Origin of the sequence: Xanthomonas citri pv. citri (genome assembly GCF_000961215.1) — a bacterium.
GTDB classification, from domain to species: domain Bacteria; phylum Pseudomonadota; class Gammaproteobacteria; order Xanthomonadales; family Xanthomonadaceae; genus Xanthomonas; species Xanthomonas cissicola.
In genome coordinates, this window is record NZ_CP008998.1 from 254,528 (window position 1) to 270,887 (window position 16,360).

Annotated in this window: 18 protein-coding genes and 1 other RNA gene; 12 read left to right on the forward strand and 7 right to left on the reverse strand. The window is 66.9% G+C overall.

Features of this window, described 5'->3' with window-relative positions; genetic code table 11:
- Window positions 1-102 precede the first annotated feature (102 nt).
- The 4 genes from AMD14_RS01555 (at window position 103) to AMD14_RS01570 (ending at window position 4,252) form a co-directional block, all read left to right on the forward strand.
- Window positions 103-1,158, forward strand: coding sequence for a two-component system sensor histidine kinase NtrB (locus tag AMD14_RS01555; protein WP_003488485.1), 1,056 nt, complete (start codon window positions 103-105; stop codon window positions 1,156-1,158).
- Entirely contained in the window at window positions 1,151-2,578 is a 1,428-nt protein-coding gene (gene ntrC / locus AMD14_RS01560; protein ID WP_011050167.1) for a nitrogen regulation protein NR(I), read from the forward strand. The genes AMD14_RS01555 and ntrC overlap by 8 nt, the downstream gene beginning before the upstream one ends.
- A 375-nt stretch (window positions 2,579-2,953) precedes the next feature.
- Window positions 2,954-3,556 carry a superoxide dismutase family protein gene (locus AMD14_RS01565; protein WP_015462747.1) on the forward strand — a complete coding sequence of 201 codons (603 nt, stop codon included), beginning with the start codon at window positions 2,954-2,956 and terminating at the stop codon, window positions 3,554-3,556.
- A gap of 48 nt (window positions 3,557-3,604) precedes the next feature.
- On the forward strand, window positions 3,605-4,252 hold the full coding sequence (locus tag AMD14_RS01570; protein WP_003488491.1) for a superoxide dismutase family protein: 648 nt from the start codon (window positions 3,605-3,607) through the stop codon (window positions 4,250-4,252).
- 149 nt (window positions 4,253-4,401) lie between these two features.
- Here AMD14_RS01570 and AMD14_RS22605 read toward each other — a convergent pair whose 3' ends face one another.
- The 3 genes from AMD14_RS22605 to AMD14_RS01580 all read right to left on the reverse strand — a co-directional run bounded on the left by AMD14_RS22605 (window position 4,402) and on the right by AMD14_RS01580 (window position 6,102).
- A complete protein-coding gene (locus AMD14_RS22605) occupies window positions 4,402-4,602 on the reverse strand; it encodes a hypothetical protein (RefSeq protein ID WP_045124161.1) in 201 nt (66 codons plus the stop codon).
- A gap of 181 nt (window positions 4,603-4,783) precedes the next feature.
- On the reverse strand, window positions 4,784-5,221 hold the full coding sequence (locus AMD14_RS01575; protein ID WP_015462748.1) for a VOC family protein: 438 nt from the start codon (window positions 5,219-5,221) through the stop codon (window positions 4,784-4,786).
- Window positions 5,218-6,102, reverse strand: a complete 885-nt coding sequence (locus AMD14_RS01580; protein ID WP_003488496.1) for a hypothetical protein — start codon at window positions 6,100-6,102, stop codon at window positions 5,218-5,220. The genes AMD14_RS01575 and AMD14_RS01580 overlap by 4 nt, the downstream gene beginning before the upstream one ends.
- Before the next feature lie 88 nt (window positions 6,103-6,190).
- Here AMD14_RS01580 and AMD14_RS01585 point away from each other — a divergent pair, with 88 nt between their 5' ends.
- Window positions 6,191-7,486 carry an acetyl-CoA C-acetyltransferase gene (locus AMD14_RS01585; RefSeq protein WP_005912193.1) on the forward strand — a complete coding sequence of 432 codons (1,296 nt, stop codon included), beginning with the start codon at window positions 6,191-6,193 and terminating at the stop codon, window positions 7,484-7,486.
- A gap of 214 nt (window positions 7,487-7,700) precedes the next feature.
- Here AMD14_RS01585 and AMD14_RS01590 read toward each other — a convergent pair whose 3' ends face one another.
- The 3 genes from AMD14_RS01590 to AMD14_RS01600 form a co-directional block, all read right to left on the reverse strand.
- A complete protein-coding gene (locus AMD14_RS01590; RefSeq protein ID WP_011050172.1) occupies window positions 7,701-8,966 on the reverse strand; it encodes a heme biosynthesis protein HemY in 1,266 nt (421 codons plus the stop codon).
- The gene (locus tag AMD14_RS01595; protein WP_003488502.1) at window positions 8,963-9,940 is read right to left on the reverse strand and encodes a uroporphyrinogen-III C-methyltransferase; all 978 of its coding nucleotides are present in this window, start codon (window positions 9,938-9,940) and stop codon (window positions 8,963-8,965) included. Before AMD14_RS01595 ends, AMD14_RS01590 begins: the two co-directional genes overlap by 4 nt.
- A gap of 103 nt (window positions 9,941-10,043) precedes the next feature.
- The gene (locus AMD14_RS01600; RefSeq protein WP_011050173.1) at window positions 10,044-10,823 is read right to left on the reverse strand and encodes a uroporphyrinogen-III synthase; all 780 of its coding nucleotides are present in this window, start codon (window positions 10,821-10,823) and stop codon (window positions 10,044-10,046) included.
- Between the two features lie 204 nt (window positions 10,824-11,027).
- Between AMD14_RS01600 and AMD14_RS01605 the strand changes: the two genes are divergently transcribed.
- The 7 genes from AMD14_RS01605 (at window position 11,028) to AMD14_RS22610 (ending at window position 15,391) form a co-directional block, all read left to right on the forward strand.
- Window positions 11,028-11,837 (forward strand): glycosyltransferase family 25 protein, encoded by an 810-nt coding sequence (locus AMD14_RS01605; RefSeq protein WP_005912201.1) that lies wholly within the window; start codon window positions 11,028-11,030, stop codon window positions 11,835-11,837.
- A 323-nt stretch (window positions 11,838-12,160) separates the two neighbouring features.
- Window positions 12,161-12,631 (forward strand): YiiD C-terminal domain-containing protein, encoded by a 471-nt coding sequence (locus tag AMD14_RS01610; RefSeq protein WP_015471581.1) that lies wholly within the window; start codon window positions 12,161-12,163, stop codon window positions 12,629-12,631.
- 28 nt (window positions 12,632-12,659) lie between these two features.
- Window positions 12,660-13,082 carry a hypothetical protein gene (locus AMD14_RS01615; RefSeq protein ID WP_003488512.1) on the forward strand — a complete coding sequence of 141 codons (423 nt, stop codon included), beginning with the start codon at window positions 12,660-12,662 and terminating at the stop codon, window positions 13,080-13,082.
- Window positions 13,083-13,156: 74 nt separating this feature from the next.
- A complete protein-coding gene (locus tag AMD14_RS01620; RefSeq protein ID WP_005912207.1) occupies window positions 13,157-13,591 on the forward strand; it encodes a rhodanese-like domain-containing protein in 435 nt (144 codons plus the stop codon).
- A 109-nt stretch (window positions 13,592-13,700) separates the two neighbouring features.
- The gene (gene secB, locus AMD14_RS01625; protein ID WP_003488515.1) at window positions 13,701-14,213 is read left to right on the forward strand and encodes a protein-export chaperone SecB; all 513 of its coding nucleotides are present in this window, start codon (window positions 13,701-13,703) and stop codon (window positions 14,211-14,213) included.
- A 15-nt stretch (window positions 14,214-14,228) separates the two neighbouring features.
- The gene (locus AMD14_RS01630; protein WP_003488517.1) at window positions 14,229-15,254 is read left to right on the forward strand and encodes an NAD(P)H-dependent glycerol-3-phosphate dehydrogenase; all 1,026 of its coding nucleotides are present in this window, start codon (window positions 14,229-14,231) and stop codon (window positions 15,252-15,254) included.
- Window positions 15,255-15,314: 60 nt separating this feature from the next.
- A non-coding RNA gene (locus tag AMD14_RS22610) (sX9 sRNA) lies at window positions 15,315-15,391 on the forward strand.
- Between the two features lie 316 nt (window positions 15,392-15,707).
- Here the strand turns inward: AMD14_RS22610 and AMD14_RS01635 are convergent.
- Window positions 15,708-16,304, reverse strand: a complete 597-nt coding sequence (locus AMD14_RS01635; RefSeq protein WP_003488520.1) for an OmpO family porin — start codon at window positions 16,302-16,304, stop codon at window positions 15,708-15,710.
- Window positions 16,305-16,360 lie beyond the last annotated feature (56 nt).

Here is a 16,360-nt window from a genome sequence, read left to right on the forward strand (position 1 = left end):
GAGCGGTGCGCCCCGCCGCCGTCTGGCCAGCATTGTTTCAACGCACGCTTCGCGTTGCGCGCCATCCGCGCATTCCCATTCTGTTTGCACTAAATTGGTGCAATGGTGACGTCCTCTTCCATGCCATCGCTGGACAGCCTGGGCACACCGGTCGCCTGGGCCGACCGCGAGGGCCGCGTGCTGGGCGTCAACCCGGCGTTTGCCCGCTGGCTCGGGGTCAGTGCACGGCGGTTGGTCGAACAGCCCCTGGCCGCGCTGGAAGTGCAGGGCGATGCGCTGGCGCGCTTCCTGCTCAACGACGAGCGCGACATATTGCGTCTGCACCGGCTGGCGCTGGGCCTGCCCAACGACGCGCCGCGCTTTGCCGAAGGCTGGCTGTCGCGGCTGGACGATGGCGGCTGGCTGCTGGAAACCCACCCGGTCGACGAATTCCCCGCGCTCGATCCCACCCACGCCCTGCCCAACGCCTTGAGCGCTGCGCTCAAAGGGTTGGCGCACGAACTGCGCAATCCGCTGGCCGGGCTGAAGGGCGCCGCGCAGCTGCTGGCACGCCGCGCGGCCGGGCGCGACGAAGACGAACGCGAGCTGATCGAGCTGATCGGCACCGAGATCGAGCGCCTCAATACCTTGCTCGAACGGCTGCTGTCGCCCACCCCGGCGCGCCCGCACGACCGCCTCAACATCCATGTGGTGCTCGAACGGGTGTTGCGCCTGGCCGAAGCCGAGGGCGGCTGGTCGGTGCAGGTGCAGCGCGACTACGACCCCAGCATTCCCGACATTCTGGGCGATGGCGACCGCCTGACCCAGGCGGTCTGGAACCTGGTGCGTAACGCCTTCCAGGCCGGCGCCACGCGCGTGACGCTGCGCACCCGCGTCGAGCATGGCCAGCGCATCCGCGACCGCGTGCATGCGATGTCGCTGCGGCTGGAAATCATCGACGACGGCGGCGGCGTGCCGGAAGAACTGGCCGAGCACCTGTTTCTGCCACTGGTCAGCGGCCGCGCCGAAGGCAGCGGGCTGGGCCTGGCGCTGGCCCAGCAGGTCTCGCGCGAACACCACGGCACGCTGACCTATCGCTCGCGTCCGGGCCATACCGTTTTCACCCTGCTGCTGCCCGAGCTGGCCGGCGATCACGACAAGGAGCATCTGCATGGCTGAGACCGCCGCCGTATCCCACATCTGGGTGGTCGACGACGACCGGTCGGTCCGTTTCGTGCTGTCCACCGCCTTGCGCGATGCCGGCTACGCCGTGGACGGCTTCGACAGCGCCGCTGCCGCGCTGCAGGCGCTCGGCATGCGGCCCACGCCGGATTTGCTGTTCACCGACGTGCGCATGCCCGGCGAAGACGGCCTGACCCTGCTCGACAAACTCAAATCCAAACACCCGCACTTGCCGGTGATCGTGATGTCGGCCTATACCGACGTTGCCAGCACCGCCGGTGCCTTCCGCGGCGGCGCGCACGAGTTCCTGTCCAAGCCGTTCGACCTGGACGACGCGGTGGCACTGGCTGCGCGCGCGCTGCCGGACGCCGATGCCGGCGTCGAAGAAATCGTCGCCACGCGGCTGGCCGAGGGCTCGGCCTCGTTGATCGGCGACACGCCCGCGATGCAGGCCTTGTTCCGCGCGATCGGACGCCTGGCGCAGGCGCCGCTGTCGGTGCTGATCAATGGCGAAACCGGTACCGGCAAGGAGTTGGTCGCGCGCGCGTTGCACAACGAATCCCCGCGCGCGCGCAAACCCTTCGTCGCGCTCAACACCGCCGCCATCCCGGCCGAATTGCTGGAAAGCGAGTTGTTCGGCCACGAAACCGGCGCGTTCACCGGGGCGACCAAACGGCATATCGGCCGCTTCGAACAGGCCGATGGCGGCACGCTGTTTCTGGACGAAATCGGCGACATGCCGTTGCCGCTGCAGACCCGCCTGCTGCGCGTGTTGGCAGAGAACGAATTCTTCCGCGTTGGTGGGCGCGAATTGATCCGCGTCGATGTGCGCGTGATCGCCGCCACCCACCAGGACCTGGAGGCGCTGGTCGAACAAGGCCGCTTCCGCGCCGATCTGCTGCACCGCCTGGATGTGGTGCGCCTGCAATTGCCGCCGCTGCGCGAACGGCGCGGCGACATCGCGCAACTGGCCGAAAATTTCCTGGCCATGGCCGGGCGCAAACTCGACATGCTGCCCAAGCGGCTGTCGTCGGCCGCGCTGGAAGACCTGCGCCAGTACGACTGGCCCGGCAACGTGCGCGAACTGGAAAACGTGTGCTGGCGCCTGGCGGCGCTGGCGACCTCGGACATCATCGACGTGGTCGACGTGGACGCCGCACTGGCGCGCGGCGGCCGTCGTCACCGCAGCGGTCGCAGCGATGGGCAGTGGGACGACATGCTTTCCAGCTGGGCCGCGCAACGCCTGAGCGAAGGTGCCCAGGGCCTGCACGCCGAAGCGCGCGAGCGCCTGGACAGGACCTTGCTCGAAGCGGCCTTGCAACTCACCCAGGGCCGCCGCGCCGAAGCTGCCGCCCGCCTGGGCCTGGGCCGCAACACGGTCACCCGCAAACTCGGCCCGGGGCGCAAACGTCGCTGATTTGGGTCTAACGCCCCTCTCCCATGAGAGAGGGGTTGGGGTGAGGGTGCCTGTGCCTGTGCCGATGCAAGCGCGACTGCACGCGCACCGATCCAACGAGGCCTTGATCGAGCCGAGCCTGCCCGACATTGCCCCCGGCAAGCGTCGATGCGTGGCACGCCGCCGCATCCGGTGGCTGTCGATAACGCCACCGCAGCCCTGCCGTGCCGACGCCGTCGTCCAGGCAGTTCGCACCGTGCCTGGCGCCGCGCACACCATCTGGCAATCCGACCCAGCACACCAACCCCGTAAACTCCTGCGCTGCCAGCGGGTGCATTTCATGACACGTGAACATGCGCCCGCATAGGTTTCCAGCCTGATCAGGAGAACTGCTCGATGCGTTACCGGTCGCCCACGATCGTTGCCCTCACCGCGCTGGCGCTGGCCGCCTGCAGCAGCACGCCGCCGCCGCCCAAGGCGCCTCCGGCGCCAGCGGCGCGGGTGGTGCCTGCGCGCCCGGTGCAGCAAGCCGAGGCTGCGCTGGCATCTGCCTCGGGCAGCCTGGTCAGCGGTCGGGTGGTGCTGGTGCCGGCGCTACAGGGTATCCGCCTCACTGGCACCATCGGCGGCTTGCGGCCGGGCGGTGTGTCCGGATTCCATGTGCACGAACGCGGCGATTGCAGCGCGGCCGATGCCAGCAGCGCCGGCGCGCATTTCAACCCGGGTGGTGCGCTGCACGGGCGTGCCGGCGGCGGCGCGCATCATCTGGGCGATATGGACAATCTGCGTGCAGACGCCGAAGGCGTGGTGCATCTGGACATGATTCTGTCCGGCATCAGTCTGGGCGACGGCGCTCCGACGGATGTGATCGGCAAATCGCTGATCGTGCATGCCGACCCCGACGACTATCGCAGCCAGCCCAGCGGCAATGCCGGTGCGCGCCTGGCCTGCGGCGTCATTCGCGTCACCCAATGGGGCACGCCCCCTTCGCAGCCCTGAGTCGGGGCATCAACGGCTGCAGTTGCGGCCTTTCTTCAGGAGTTCTCCATGCGTATTGTTCCGACCACCTTGTTTCTGGCCACCGCCCTGGTGCTGACCGCGTGCAAGCGCGACGAACCGGCGCCGGCCGAGCCGGCACCTGCACCGCAGGCCAGCACGCCGGCCGAAGCGGCGCACGGTGGCGAACACGCCGCTTCCATGGTCACCGAAGCAGCAGCCACCACCACCGCAACCGCCGAGCTCAAGCCGACCAAGGGTAATGACGTCAAAGGCACGGTGACGTTCAAGACCGTCGACGGTGCGCTGCGTGTCACCGGCCAGCTCAGCGGCCTCAAGCCCAATACCGAGCACGGCTTCCACATCCACGAGAAGGGCGATTGCAGCGCACCGGACGGCAGCAGCGCCGGCGGTCACTTCAACCCGTCCCAGTCCGATCACGGCAATATCAGCGCCGACCCGCACCACGGTGGCGACATGCCCAACATCACCGCCGACGCGCAGGGTAACGCCAGCATCGACGGCCCGGTCTCCAGCAACGTCAACCTCGGCAAGGCCGACCAGTTCGATATCGCCGGCCACGCGGTGATCGTGCATGCCGATGCAGACGACTACAAAACCCAGCCCACCGGCAACGCGGGCGGCCGCCTGGCCTGCGGCGTGATCACCACTGATAACGCGCAGGCGCCGGCCAAGTAAGTGCTCTGCGACCGTTGTCGATGCACGGCAACGGTTGAATAACGACGAACGCTGTGGACGATGTCGGCCGACGTGCCGATGGATGTGCAGGCAGCGCGGGAGCGCACACACCAACGCCGTGGCGATATCGTCGCGGCGTTGGCGTTTGATTAGGCGCGTGGTGCAGCGTCGAAGCTTCGGTCCGACCACGCTATGGCGCGCGTGCGGATGCATGCGCCTGGATGCGGCGGCTTGCCGATGCAGTAAGCGCAACCCGTGCGCATCCAGCGCAGCGATTGTTGAACGATCGCCGCGAACGCCGCCTTCCACTGCCCCTGGCGATCACCCGGCACTCGCTTGCGGGCGGTCATTGTGCTTCCCCAGACGCAGTTATCTGTTGTCCAAGGCCGGTCCGGCCAGAGCCAGGCGAGCAAGCGGACGGTTCGCCTGGAGGCAGTGCATGGCGTTCAAGGAGATCGAACCGGTGGCATCCAGCCTCCAATCGCGCGTTGTTGATCGATCACCGCATGCGGCTCACCCGGCAGCGATCACTCAATAATTCGCCCACAAGCCCGGTGTTGCCAATTCCAGCAGATGCGCATCGGGATCGCGGAAGTAAATGCTTTGCCCGCCGCCCGGCCATTGCGTACGGCCTTCGATGGCGACCCCGCAGGCATGCAGGTGATTTTCCCAGCCGGGCAGGGCATCGGTTGCGATGGCCAGTGCGAAATGCTGGCGCCCGTTGCCGTCATGCGGCGGAATCGTGCCGCCCGGCAGCGTAACCGTCGCCGAGGTGCTGCCTTGCAGGAACAGCAGCAGGACCTGCGCAGGCGCGATGGCGTAGGCAGCCATGCGCGTATCGCGATGCATCGGTTGCAGCCCCAGCACGCGGGCGTAGAAGGCGCATGCCCGCTCCAGGTCCGCAACATACACGCCGGTTTCCAGCACGCCCTGCAGCGCTGGGGGCAAGGCCGCCGGCGTCTGGCTCACGCCGCCAGCGCCTGCCGCGGATCCTGGCCCGGCTCGATATGCACGTACAGCACCGGCAGCCCATGCGCTTCCAGCACGGCGGCCATCTGCCGCTGGCGCGCCAGATAGTGCTCATATACGCCGCGCAGGCGTTCGCAGTCTTCGCGGTCGTGCGCGTAATAATCGCACCAGCCTGCCGGGTCGAACAAGGCGATGCGCACTTCGCCGTCGATGTAGCGCAACACCGGTTCGGGGGGCTGCTCCAGCCACTCTTCGGTATGCGGTGCCAGCAGTGCGGCTTCGATGAGGGGCCACAGCGGCGCCAGGCCCTGATTGTCGTACTGCATCGACATCATCGCCGCCAGATCGTTGGCGGTGAGATATCGCGCATGCTCGATGCGGGCGCCGAAGCTTTCCTGCGCCAGCAAGGCGGTGTCGGCCTGCGCCATGCCCTGAGCAAGCAAGATTTCTTCCATTGCATCGGCCACGGTGGCAACCGTCTGCGGGTCGCCGGACAGCAGGAACGGCAGCACGCGCAACCCACCGCCGACCAGTTGCGCATCGGCCTGGAACGGCAGCGGAATCTCGCCTTGCGCGTCGGCACCGAAGGCCAGCACCCGCGGGCCCTGGTCGCGCCCGGGTGCACGCGCCTGCAGCTCTTCCAGGCGCCGATGCAGCGGCCAGCCGGGCCGCAACACTTCCGACGGATCGAAATGCGCCAATGCCACGCTCAGTTCCAGATCGCGGACTTCCGGGATCCACTGCGCCAGGTCGCGGCCGATGCGTTCGGCCAGCATGCCGGCCTGCGCCGGCGCCAAGGCGCCGCGCTCGGGGGCGCTTCCGCCGGTCAATTCCAGCGCCAGCACACCCATGGCGGTTACGCCGTGTTCGGTCTTGCTCATGATTCGCGGTTGGCCCATCACGGGGTCGAAGCTACACTGCGGCCATTATGCCTGCCGGCCCTGTGCAGGCCATGTCCCCGAGTCCCCCATGCCAGGTCAACCGATGCCCGCAGCCCGTCCCGTCGCCATTCTGGGCGGCGTTCGTATCCCGTTCTGTCGTCAGAACACCGCCTACGCGGACGTGGGCAACCTGGGCATGTCGGTGCGCACGCTGGGCGCGTTGGTCGAGCGCTTCGGGTTGCATGGGCAGCAATTGGGCGAAGTGGCGATGGGCGCGGTGATCAAGCACTCCGCGGACTGGAACCTGGCGCGCGAGGCGGCGCTGTCGTCGGGTCTGTCGCCGCTGACGCCGGGCATCACCCTGCAGCGCGCCTGCGGCACCAGCCTGGATTCGGTCATCACCATCGCCAACAAGATCGCGCTGGGGCAGATCGACTCGGGCATCGGCGGCGGCTCCGACACCACCTCCGAAGTGCCGATCGTGTACGGCAAGAAGTTGCGCGCACGGCTGCTGGCCGCCAACCGCGCCAAGGCCACCGGCGACAAGCTCAGGGCGCTGCTGCGCGGCTTCAAGCTGGCCGAGCTCAAGCCCGAATTCCCCGGCGTGGCCGAGCCGCGCACCGGCAAGAGCATGGGCGACCATTGCGAGGACATGGCCAAGGAATGGAACATCTCGCGCGATTCGCAGGACGAATGGGCGGTGGCCTCGCACCACAAGCTGGCCGCTGCCTATGAGCGCGGTTTCTTCGACGCGCTGATCGCGCCGTTCCGCGGCGTCTCGCGCGACAACATCCTGCGCGCCGACACCTCGCTGGAAAAACTCGCGACCTTGCGACCGGCCTTCGACAAGACCTCCGGCCGTGGCACGTTGACCGCTGCCAATTCCACCCCGCTCACCGATGGCGCCGCCGCGGTGCTGCTCTCCAGCGAAGCCTGGGCGTTGGCGCATGGCCACACGCCGATGGCCTACCTGCGCGATGCACAGGTGGCGGCAGTCGACTTCGTGCATGGCGAAGGCCTGCTGATGGCGCCCACCATTGCGGTGCCGCAGATGCTGGCGCGCCAGGGCCTGACCCTGCAGGACTTCGATATCTACGAAATCCACGAGGCCTTCGCCGCGCAGGTGCTGTGCACGCTGCGCGCGTGGGAGAGCGAGGACTACTGCCGCAACCGGCTGGGCCTGGACGCGCCGCTGGGCCGCATCGACCCGGACAAGATCAATCCGCTGGGCTCGTCGCTGGCCACCGGCCATCCATTCGCCGCCACTGGCGCACGCGTGGTGGCCACCGCTGCCAAGCAGTTGGAAGAGCGCGGCGGCGGCCGCGCGTTGATTTCGATCTGCACCGCCGGCGGCATGGGCGTGGTGGCCATCGTCGAGCGCTGATGCCACTGCGCGGTACGGGATTGGGCATGGGTGATCCGGGATTCGCAGGCGCAGTCGCCGCCTTTGCGAATCCTCTCCTTCATTCCATCGCTGCGCGTGGCAACAACGCAACGTCAACTTCTTCGAAGGAGTAGATGCCCACTTGGCGAGCATTCGCCTTGTTCTTGGGGGTGCAATGCGGCGGTACGCACATCGCATACCGCCGCTGTCTCCACTACAGGATGCGATCGTCCGCTGCGTGCGGATCGATTGGCGCGGGGTCGTACGTGGTGATGACCGGCTCGCGCAACGACTGCCGTGGCATGAGGTCCTGCACCGGTTCGCCACGTGCGGCGCGCAAGGCATTGGCATAGCAATGCTGTGCCGACAGCAGGTCGCCGGAGGCGCCAAAACCGTGTCCCAGTTCTTCCCAGGCCTCGCTGCCGGCGCCGCCTGCGATGGCGCGATGCAGGAATTCCTCGGCCTGCGACCACTGCTGCTGTTGACGCGCGAGCCGCGCCAGTGTCAGCAACAGCCCTGGGCTGTCGGGATATTGGGTCAGCCAGCGCTGCGCGCTGGCGCGGCGCGAATCGTATTTTTCCAGCGGCAGCACGCCGTACAGGCGCACCAGCGATTCGTCCCATTGCGCGTCCAGCGCATGCTCCAGGCTGTGCACGGCGGCATCGTCCCAATGCAGCACGGCCGCACGTTGCGCGTAGGCGCCCACCACTGCCGGCGTGGTGCGTAATGCTTTGGGCAATGCTTCCCAGCGCTCGGCCAGTGCATTGGCGTCGCTGGCCTGCAACAGGGTCTGCTCGGCCAGCGTCGCTTCCAGCGTGCTGTAGGCATCGGGCGCCAAGACCGCCTGCTGACGCAGCGCACCGAGCTGGCCATAGGCTTCGTCGGCGCGACCGATCTGCGCCAGGGCGTGGGTGCGCAACAGCAGGCCGCGTGCCGGCAACGGCTGCGCGTTGGCGCTATCCACTGCATTGATTGCGTCGACCGGGCGCTGGCGCGCCAGGTGCCGCTCGCCCTGCAACAGCGCATATCCCGTCGGGTCGCGCTCGGCCAGTTGCTTTGCAAGTGCCGTGGCCGCCGCATCGTCGCCGCGCGCATCGGCCACGCGCACTGCGCTGGCCAGGGCAATGCCGCTCACCTCGTCGTCTTCGCTGGCACTGACCAGCAGCCGCTCGGCGCGTTGCCATTGGCCATGATCGGCAGCGCGCAGACCTTCGATCAAACGCGCACGGCCCTTGTTGCGGCGGTACTTGCCCCACACGCGGAACGGCAGGCTGATCAACGTCCATAGCAACCACAGCACCAGCAAGGCGATCAGCAGGATCAGCAGCGCCTGCGGCATGGCGGCGTGATAGTCGTTACCTCCCACACTGACAACGACGTTGCCAAGGTCGTAACTGTTCTGGTGCGATAGCCACTGTGCGCCGAGCACGCCCAGCGCCACGGCAACCAGCAGAATCAAGACGGTACGCAACACTTTCATTGGGTGGATCTCCCTTCACGCATGGCCTGCAGTTGCAGCAGGGTGGTGCCCAGTTCCGGCAGGCGCGGACGCAGTGGCGCTTGTTGCAGGCTGCGCAAGCGCGCACGCAGCTGACGACGTTGCGGCGAATCCGGCCAGAGCCGGGTAGTCCAGGTCTCCACGCGGCGCAGCGATTGCGCAAAACCGGCGGCATCGCCACGTTCCGCGGCCGCGCGGGCCAGGCTGATTTCGATCTGCACTGCATCGCGCGCAGCATGCCGGTCGCCGCCGGTAAGCAAGGCGTCGCCGCGGCTGGGACGGATGTCCACGAGCGGCGCCAGCGCCTTTTGCCACCACGGTTGCGCCGCGTCGCTGGCCTGCGCGGTCTGTTCCGGCAGGCGCTGCAACTCGGCGGCCAAGGCGTCCAGATTCTTGCCGGCCTCCGCCTGCGGGCCGGCCCCGAGACGCTCCAGCGCATCGCGTTCCTGCACCAATGCCTGACGCAGATTGAGATAACCGGGGTCGTCGATGCCGCTGAGTGCGCCGTTGGCCAGCGCATAGGCGCGCCGCGCGCCATCGGCATCGCCGGCGATGCTCAGGCGCTGCTGGCCAAGCCGCAGCAGCAGCTCCACTTCATCCAGGCGCAGCGCCTGTGCGCCATGACGGTTGGGGTCGGCCAGCTTTTGCACGGTGTCTTCGAGCAATGCGCTGCGCTGACTCAGGCCCAGCATCTCGTCGCGCAGGACGCGGTTGGTGGCCGCCGCGTCCTGCAGACGCTCGTTGGCCAGGCGCTGATCGCGGCGCAGCGTTTCCAGCATTTGCTGGGTGCCGTCCCAGCGTTGCTGCTGCGCCTGCGCGGCCTGCAGCTGCGTTGCCTGATAGTTCTGCCACGCGCGCCAGCCCAGCAGCAGCGCCACACCGACGGCCGCCACGGCCACGACAAGCAGCAGCCATGCCAAGGGAAAGCGTCGCGCAGGAGCGGGCATTTCGGTCATTCGGACATCCTCGGGCAGTCACGACCGGCGCAGGCGCCGCAGTCATCGCACACAGCATGGCGTGCAGCGCCGGACGGCGGCAAGCTGTGCTTGAGTTCGCAGTTCAGCAAGGTCGCGGTGGTGTCATGATCGCCGCCTCAGCAGCAGCGGCGAGCTGCAGCGGCAACGGGCCTTCTGCGCGCATGCCATGCGCGAAGCCGGCGGCATGTGCGGCGTCGAGCATACGATCGCTGGATGCCACGACCGGACGCTGTTGCCACGCAGCGACCAGTTCGGCAGGCAGCTGTTGCAGGACCAGCGTCAGCGCTTCGGCGCTACTGAGCGCCAGCACGCTGCGCGGCAGTGCAAGCGACAACGCCTGGATGGCCGAGGCGCGCAAGCGCAGCGGGACGCGTTGATAGACATCGGCACGCACGATGCGCGCACCGCGCTGCTGCAGCGTTGGCGCCAGCATGCCGCGTCCGCCGGGGGCGGTGATCAGCCCGACGGCCTGTAGCGGCGCCTGCAGCAACGGCAGCGCAAGCAGGCCTTCGCTGTCCATGCGCGCCGGCCGCACCACGGTGTCGATGCCGCAGGCGTGCAATGCGCGCGCAGTGCCGTCGCCCACGCTGACCCAGTGCGCCTGCGCCGGGCGCTGCAGCGGCGCCAGACGATGCGCCGCCTGCACTGCCGCCGGGCTGGTGAAAATCGCAATCGGTGCTGCCAGCGCCTGCCGCAGCGCGTCTCGCGCTTGTGCGGTGTCATGGGTCTGCAAGCGCCATGGCGACAGCGCAAGTACCCGTCCGCCATGCCGCGCAACTGCGCGCCGTAGCGGCGCATGTTCACCGCTGGGGCGCAGCGAGATCAGGGTCCAGGCAGCATCGGAATGGGCAAGGCCGGTCATGGCGTGATTATGCGAGAGCGCCGGTCACCTGCGGCGCGATGTCGCCGCATCCAGGGGTGCCAGTGCGCATCGATGACGAAGTGCCGGCCGCCGGAGCGATGTTTTTGGCACCCTGACTGGCGCCCTTCGACTCGATCCAGAACCTCTTGCAACCGCTGGGAATCCGGTCACGATCCTGGCCAACAACCGTGCTGGAGCGGCGAAGTGATCAAGTCCTACCTTATCAATATGCAGCGCAGCGGCGACCGGCTGCAGGCCATGTCGGCGCGCTTGGATGCGCTGGGCCTGCCGTTCGAGCGCATTGCTGCCGTCGATGGCGCCACGTTGACGGACGAGCAGATCGCCGACTTCGTACGCGAGCGTCCACTGGAAGGGTCGGGCGATGCCTTCAGCACCGGCCCACGCAAGTGGACAGCGTCCAACATCGGCTGCTTTCTCAGTCATCAGGCAGCGTGGCGCATTGCGGCCGATTCCGACGACGCCTACACGGCGATTTTCGAAGACGACATGCATCTGTCCGATGCGCTGCCGGCGCTATTGCGCAGCACCGATTGGCTGCCCGGCGGCAACAGCATCGTGCGGCTGGAGCCGTCCTACAACCGCATCAAGCTCGATGCCAAAGTGGCGGATGTCGCCGGGCGCCATCTGCGCCTGGTGCGGCCATCGAGGTATCAGCATTGTTGGCCGGTGTGCGCCGGCGCGCTGATCATCAGCAGGGATGCGGCGCGATTGCTGCTGGCTGCAAAGGCGCGCTGGCACACCATGGCCGATATTTTTTTGTTCGGGTGGAGCGAGTCGCCAGTGGCGCACCAGCTGTCCACCTATCAACTCTCGCCGGCTGCGTGCATCCAGGACAAGTTCTTCCACGCAGCTGCGGAAAACATCGTATTTACCAGCACGATCGATGCGCCGCTGACGCACGCACAGAAGCAGCGCAGTACGCATTGGAAAGCCAGGGCCACCGCGCTGTTGCGGGTGGCGCAGGGCTATCGCAAGGTGGTCTTTGCGCCATAGCGCGGCAAACAAACCGGCGCGCGCAGGCGTCGGTTCTGCCTGGCGGTTGCGCGGTCGTTGGCTGGCGGTTTTATGCATGGCGCGCTATCTGCAACGCCACCGGCAGGCACGTGGCGGACATCGCTTGCTGACCGAGCGGGCGATCCGGGTTGCACCAAGGTGTCGATACGTTTGTTGCACGCAACCAGAGCGATGCCGGCCTGCACATCGCACGTGGCGATGACTGCATTCACCATGCGGTGCCGCATGTCATGCAGGTGCACAAGACGCTCGCAGAACATTGCGGCATGATGCCGCCCTTCGCCGTCTTCCAGTCTTTGCCGATGACTCCTTCGTGCACGCTCGCATCCGCCCTGCAGTCGCTGCAGCAGCAGTTCATCGCCATGCCGCTGGTCCTGTCGATGGGCATCGCTGTCGACGGCTTGCACGATGGTGCGTTGCGCCTGCGGGCGCCGCTGCAGGCCAACGTCAACGACAAGGCCAATGCATTCGGCGGCAGCCTGGCCTCGCTGATGACGCTGGCCAGCTGGGGGTGGCTGACCCTGCAGCTGCAATTGGCCGGGCACCACGCCGATGTCTACGTCGCCGACAGCCAGCTGCGCTATGTCGCGCCGGTGTACGAAGACCTGGTCGCCAATGCCGAGCCGTCCGAGCTGGGGAGCTGGGAGGCCTTTCTGGCGACGTTCCGGCAGCGCGGCAAGGCGCGCATCGGCATGCGCGCGCAGATCGCGCTGGGCTCCGGTGCCGCCGCGGCCACGTTGAGCGGGCGCTTCGTGGCGTTTCCAAAACGGTAGGATGCCGGCTGGATCCGGGGGAATACGCATGCGTGCAGTCATTACAACGATCGTGCTGCTTGGGCTGGCACTGCTGAGCGGGGTGGCCAATGCCGGCAGCCGTGCCCAGGCGCGTGCGCTGGAAACCACCCAGGCCGCCTACACGGCCGCCGTGCGCTGGAACGATTTCGACGCCGCGCTGGGCTTCGTCGAGCCGGCCTATGCCCAGGCGCATCCGCTCAGCGACCTGGAACGTTCGCGCTACGAGCAGGTGCAGATTTCCGGCTACCGCGAAGTGCGCGTGGGCCAAGACCCCAACGGCGACCTGCGGCGCGAGGTCGAGTTGCGGGTGATCAACCGCAATACCCAGGCCGAACGGCTGGTGCGCAGCATCGAGATCTGGCGCTGGAATCCCGAGCAGAAGCGCTGGTGGCTGGCCAGCGGCCTGCCCGACCTGTGGAAGGGCCAGTAGCCTGCCCTTGCGCGCCGGGCGTCGCGTGCGCCAGCTGTGCGACAATTCCCGCCCGCTCGACTGACCCTGACCCCGTGAATTTCGAAGAGCTGCAGGCCTTTGTCGGCCGCAACCCCATGTTGTCGCTGGCCCTGGTGGGCCTGACCATCGCCCTGATCGTCACCGAGGTCGCGCGCCTGTTCCGCGGCTATCGCGCGCTCAAGCCGGCCGAGCTGACCCGTCTGATCAACAGCGAAAACGCGCTGGTGATCGACCTGTCGCCCACTGCCGACTTCGAAAAAGGCCACATCGCCGGCAGCCGGAACGTGGCGCTGGCCAAGTTCGACCCAGCCGGCAAGCTATTGGCCAACGCCAAGGCCTCGCCGGTGGTGGTGGTCTGCCGCAGTGGCACCACCTCCGCCGGTGCAGCCAAGACGCTGAAGAAAGCCGGCTTCGAACAGGTGTACTGGCTCGAAGGCGGCGTGGCCGCCTGGCAGATGGCCGAGCTGCCACTGATCAAGGGCCGCTGATCGGCCTTGTGCGGCACCCGGCACGCCCCCATTGCTGGCGTGAGAGACTCGCGCTTTCACGTTCGCATCACTCAACGCTGCATCCACCGAACCGTTTCTGGAGTTAGGAATGTCCGACGAAATCCTCAACGGCGCCGCTGCGCCGGCCGACGCCGCTGCTGGTCCCGCCTTCACCATCGAAAAGATTTACGTCAAGGACGTGTCCTTCGAATCTCCGAACGCACCGGCCGTCTTCAATGACGCCAACCAGCCCGAGCTGCAGCTGAACCTCAACCAGAAGGTGCAGCGCCTCAACGACAATGCCTTCGAAGTGGTGTTGGCCGTGACCCTGACCTGCACCGCCGGTGGCAAGACGGCCTATGTGGCCGAAGTGCAGCAAGCCGGCGTGTTCGGCCTGGTCGGCCTGGACCCGCAGGCGATCGACGTGCTGCTCGGCACCCAGTGCCCGAACATCCTGTTCCCGTACGTGCGCACCCTGGTCAGCGACCTGATCCAGGCCGGCGGCTTCCCGCCGTTCTACCTGCAGCCGATCAATTTCGAAGCCCTGTATGCGGAAACCCTGCGTCAGCGTCAGAACGAAGGGACCTCGCTGGCCGATTCCGAGCCGGCTGGCAACGCCTAAGCGTTGATTGCGCCGATGAGCGATTTGACCCACAAGATCGCCGTTCTCGGCGCCGGTTCCTGGGGCACGGCCCTGGCCGCGCTGCTCGCCAGGCATGGTCACCCGACCGTGCTCTGGGGGCGCGACGCGGCGATGGTGGATACCATCGACCGCACCCACGAGAACGCGCGCTATCTGCCGGGCATTGCACTGCCCGACAGCCTGCGTGCCACCACCGACCTGCAGGCGGCGGTCGCTGACGCCACTTGGATCCTGGTGGTGGTGCCCTCGCATGCGTTCACCGAGACGATCCGGCTGATCGCACCGCTGCGCCCGCCCGGTGCCGGCGTTGCGTGGGCGACCAAAGGCTTCGAACCCGGTTCCGGGCGGTTTCTGCATGAAGTGGCGCGTGACATCCTCGGCCCCAGCGTTCCGCTGGCCGTGGTGACCGGACCTTCCTTCGCCAAGGAAGTCACGCTCGGCCTGCCGACCGCCATCACCGTGCACGGCGACGATGCGGCGTTTGCGCAAGTGGTGGCCGACGCGATGCATGGCCCCACTTTCCGCGCCTACACCGGCGACGACATGGTGGGCGCCGAGCTCGGCGGGGCGATGAAGAACGTGCTGGCGGTGGCCACCGGCGTGGCCGATGGCATGCAGCTTGGTCTCAATGCACGTGCCGGTTTGATCACACGTGGCTTGAACGAGATGCTGCGTCTGGCGGCGGTGATCGGCGCTCGTCCGGAGACCTTGATGGGCCTGGCCGGGTTGGGCGATCTGGTGCTCACCTGCACCGGCGATCTGTCGCGCAACCGTCGCCTGGGTCTGGCCTTGGGGCGCGGGCAGAGCTTGGACGAGGCGATCCGCGAGATCGGTCAGGTGGTCGAATCGGTGCAGACGGCCGATGAAGTCATGCGTCAGGCCGAACACCACGGCATCGAACTGCCGATCTCCAATGCCGTGCGTGCGGTATTGCACGGCGAAATCACCCCGGAAGCAGGCTTGAAGGAATTGCTGGCACGCGAGCGCAAGCCAGAGTACCCGCAGACCTTGTTCACCTGAGAACAGCTGACAAAACGCTTCGCTCACCACCAGGCCTGCGTGGCCGGTGCTCGGAATCTCGCGTACCACTCTTTCACTGTGGTTCCGCGCGCACCGTCCACACCCACTGGATGATCGCTCGCTACGTTTTGTTCGCCGCTCCAAGACCGGTAGCGTTTCGGCGTCTATTGCGAAGATGCACGACACAACGCCCGGCACGACCGGGCGTTTTTGTTTGGCCGCGTGCCGCGGCGCAAGCAGGGCTTTGGCGGATCAGACGTCAGGTATGTGGAGGCGCCCAACGCACGCATGGCCAACCCTCGTGGCGCAGGCGCATCGTTGGCGAGGTTCCCTGTGGAAGCGATGCGTATCGCGACGTGCGTGCCCAAACCGCCAAAAGAAAGAAGCCCGGTCGGGGGACCGGGCTTCCAGTGCAACGCGGGAGAGAGATCGCGTTGCAGTCAAACGTGCGGCTTACCAGCTGAAGCGCGGGCCGACCGACCATTCCTTGTTGCCGTCGCCATCCATACGGATGTCGCCGTTGATGCCCCAGTTCTGGTTCAACTTCACCTGGGCGCCAAGACGGCCGTAGAAGTTGTCGCCGATGTCGATGCCACGCTTCTTGGAGAAGTCTTCGTAGCCAGCCAGTGCATAGACTTCGAAGTGCTCGCCGAAGGCGTTACGCAGACCGGCTTCAACGCTGTAGCCGTCGAAGTTGATGTTCGGGGTGTCCAGGTCCAGCTTGCGGTAGGCAACGCGCGCAACGAAGTCGGTGCTCGTGGCGATTTCGTGGTTGAAGCCCACGCCGACGCCCCACTGCTGGAAGTCCGAGTCGGTGTTCTCGAACACGTTGTTGTTGTCGTCAGCGTTCTGCTTGCTGTAATCGCCGAACACATGGAAGTTCGGAGCGATGGCGTAAGAGGCCTTCACGCCCCAGCCGTCCGCATCGCGACCTTCGGTCGGCGTGCGCACGTAATCGCCTTCGACGAAGTTGTAGGAGAGGTTTTCAGCAGCCGAAGCCGCAAACGGCAGAGCTGCGAGAAGGCCGAGGGCCAGCAAAGAAGTCTTCATGATCGGGGTACCTGTACTTATTTGATTGGACCGGCGCTGAGGCGAATGCCGTTCGC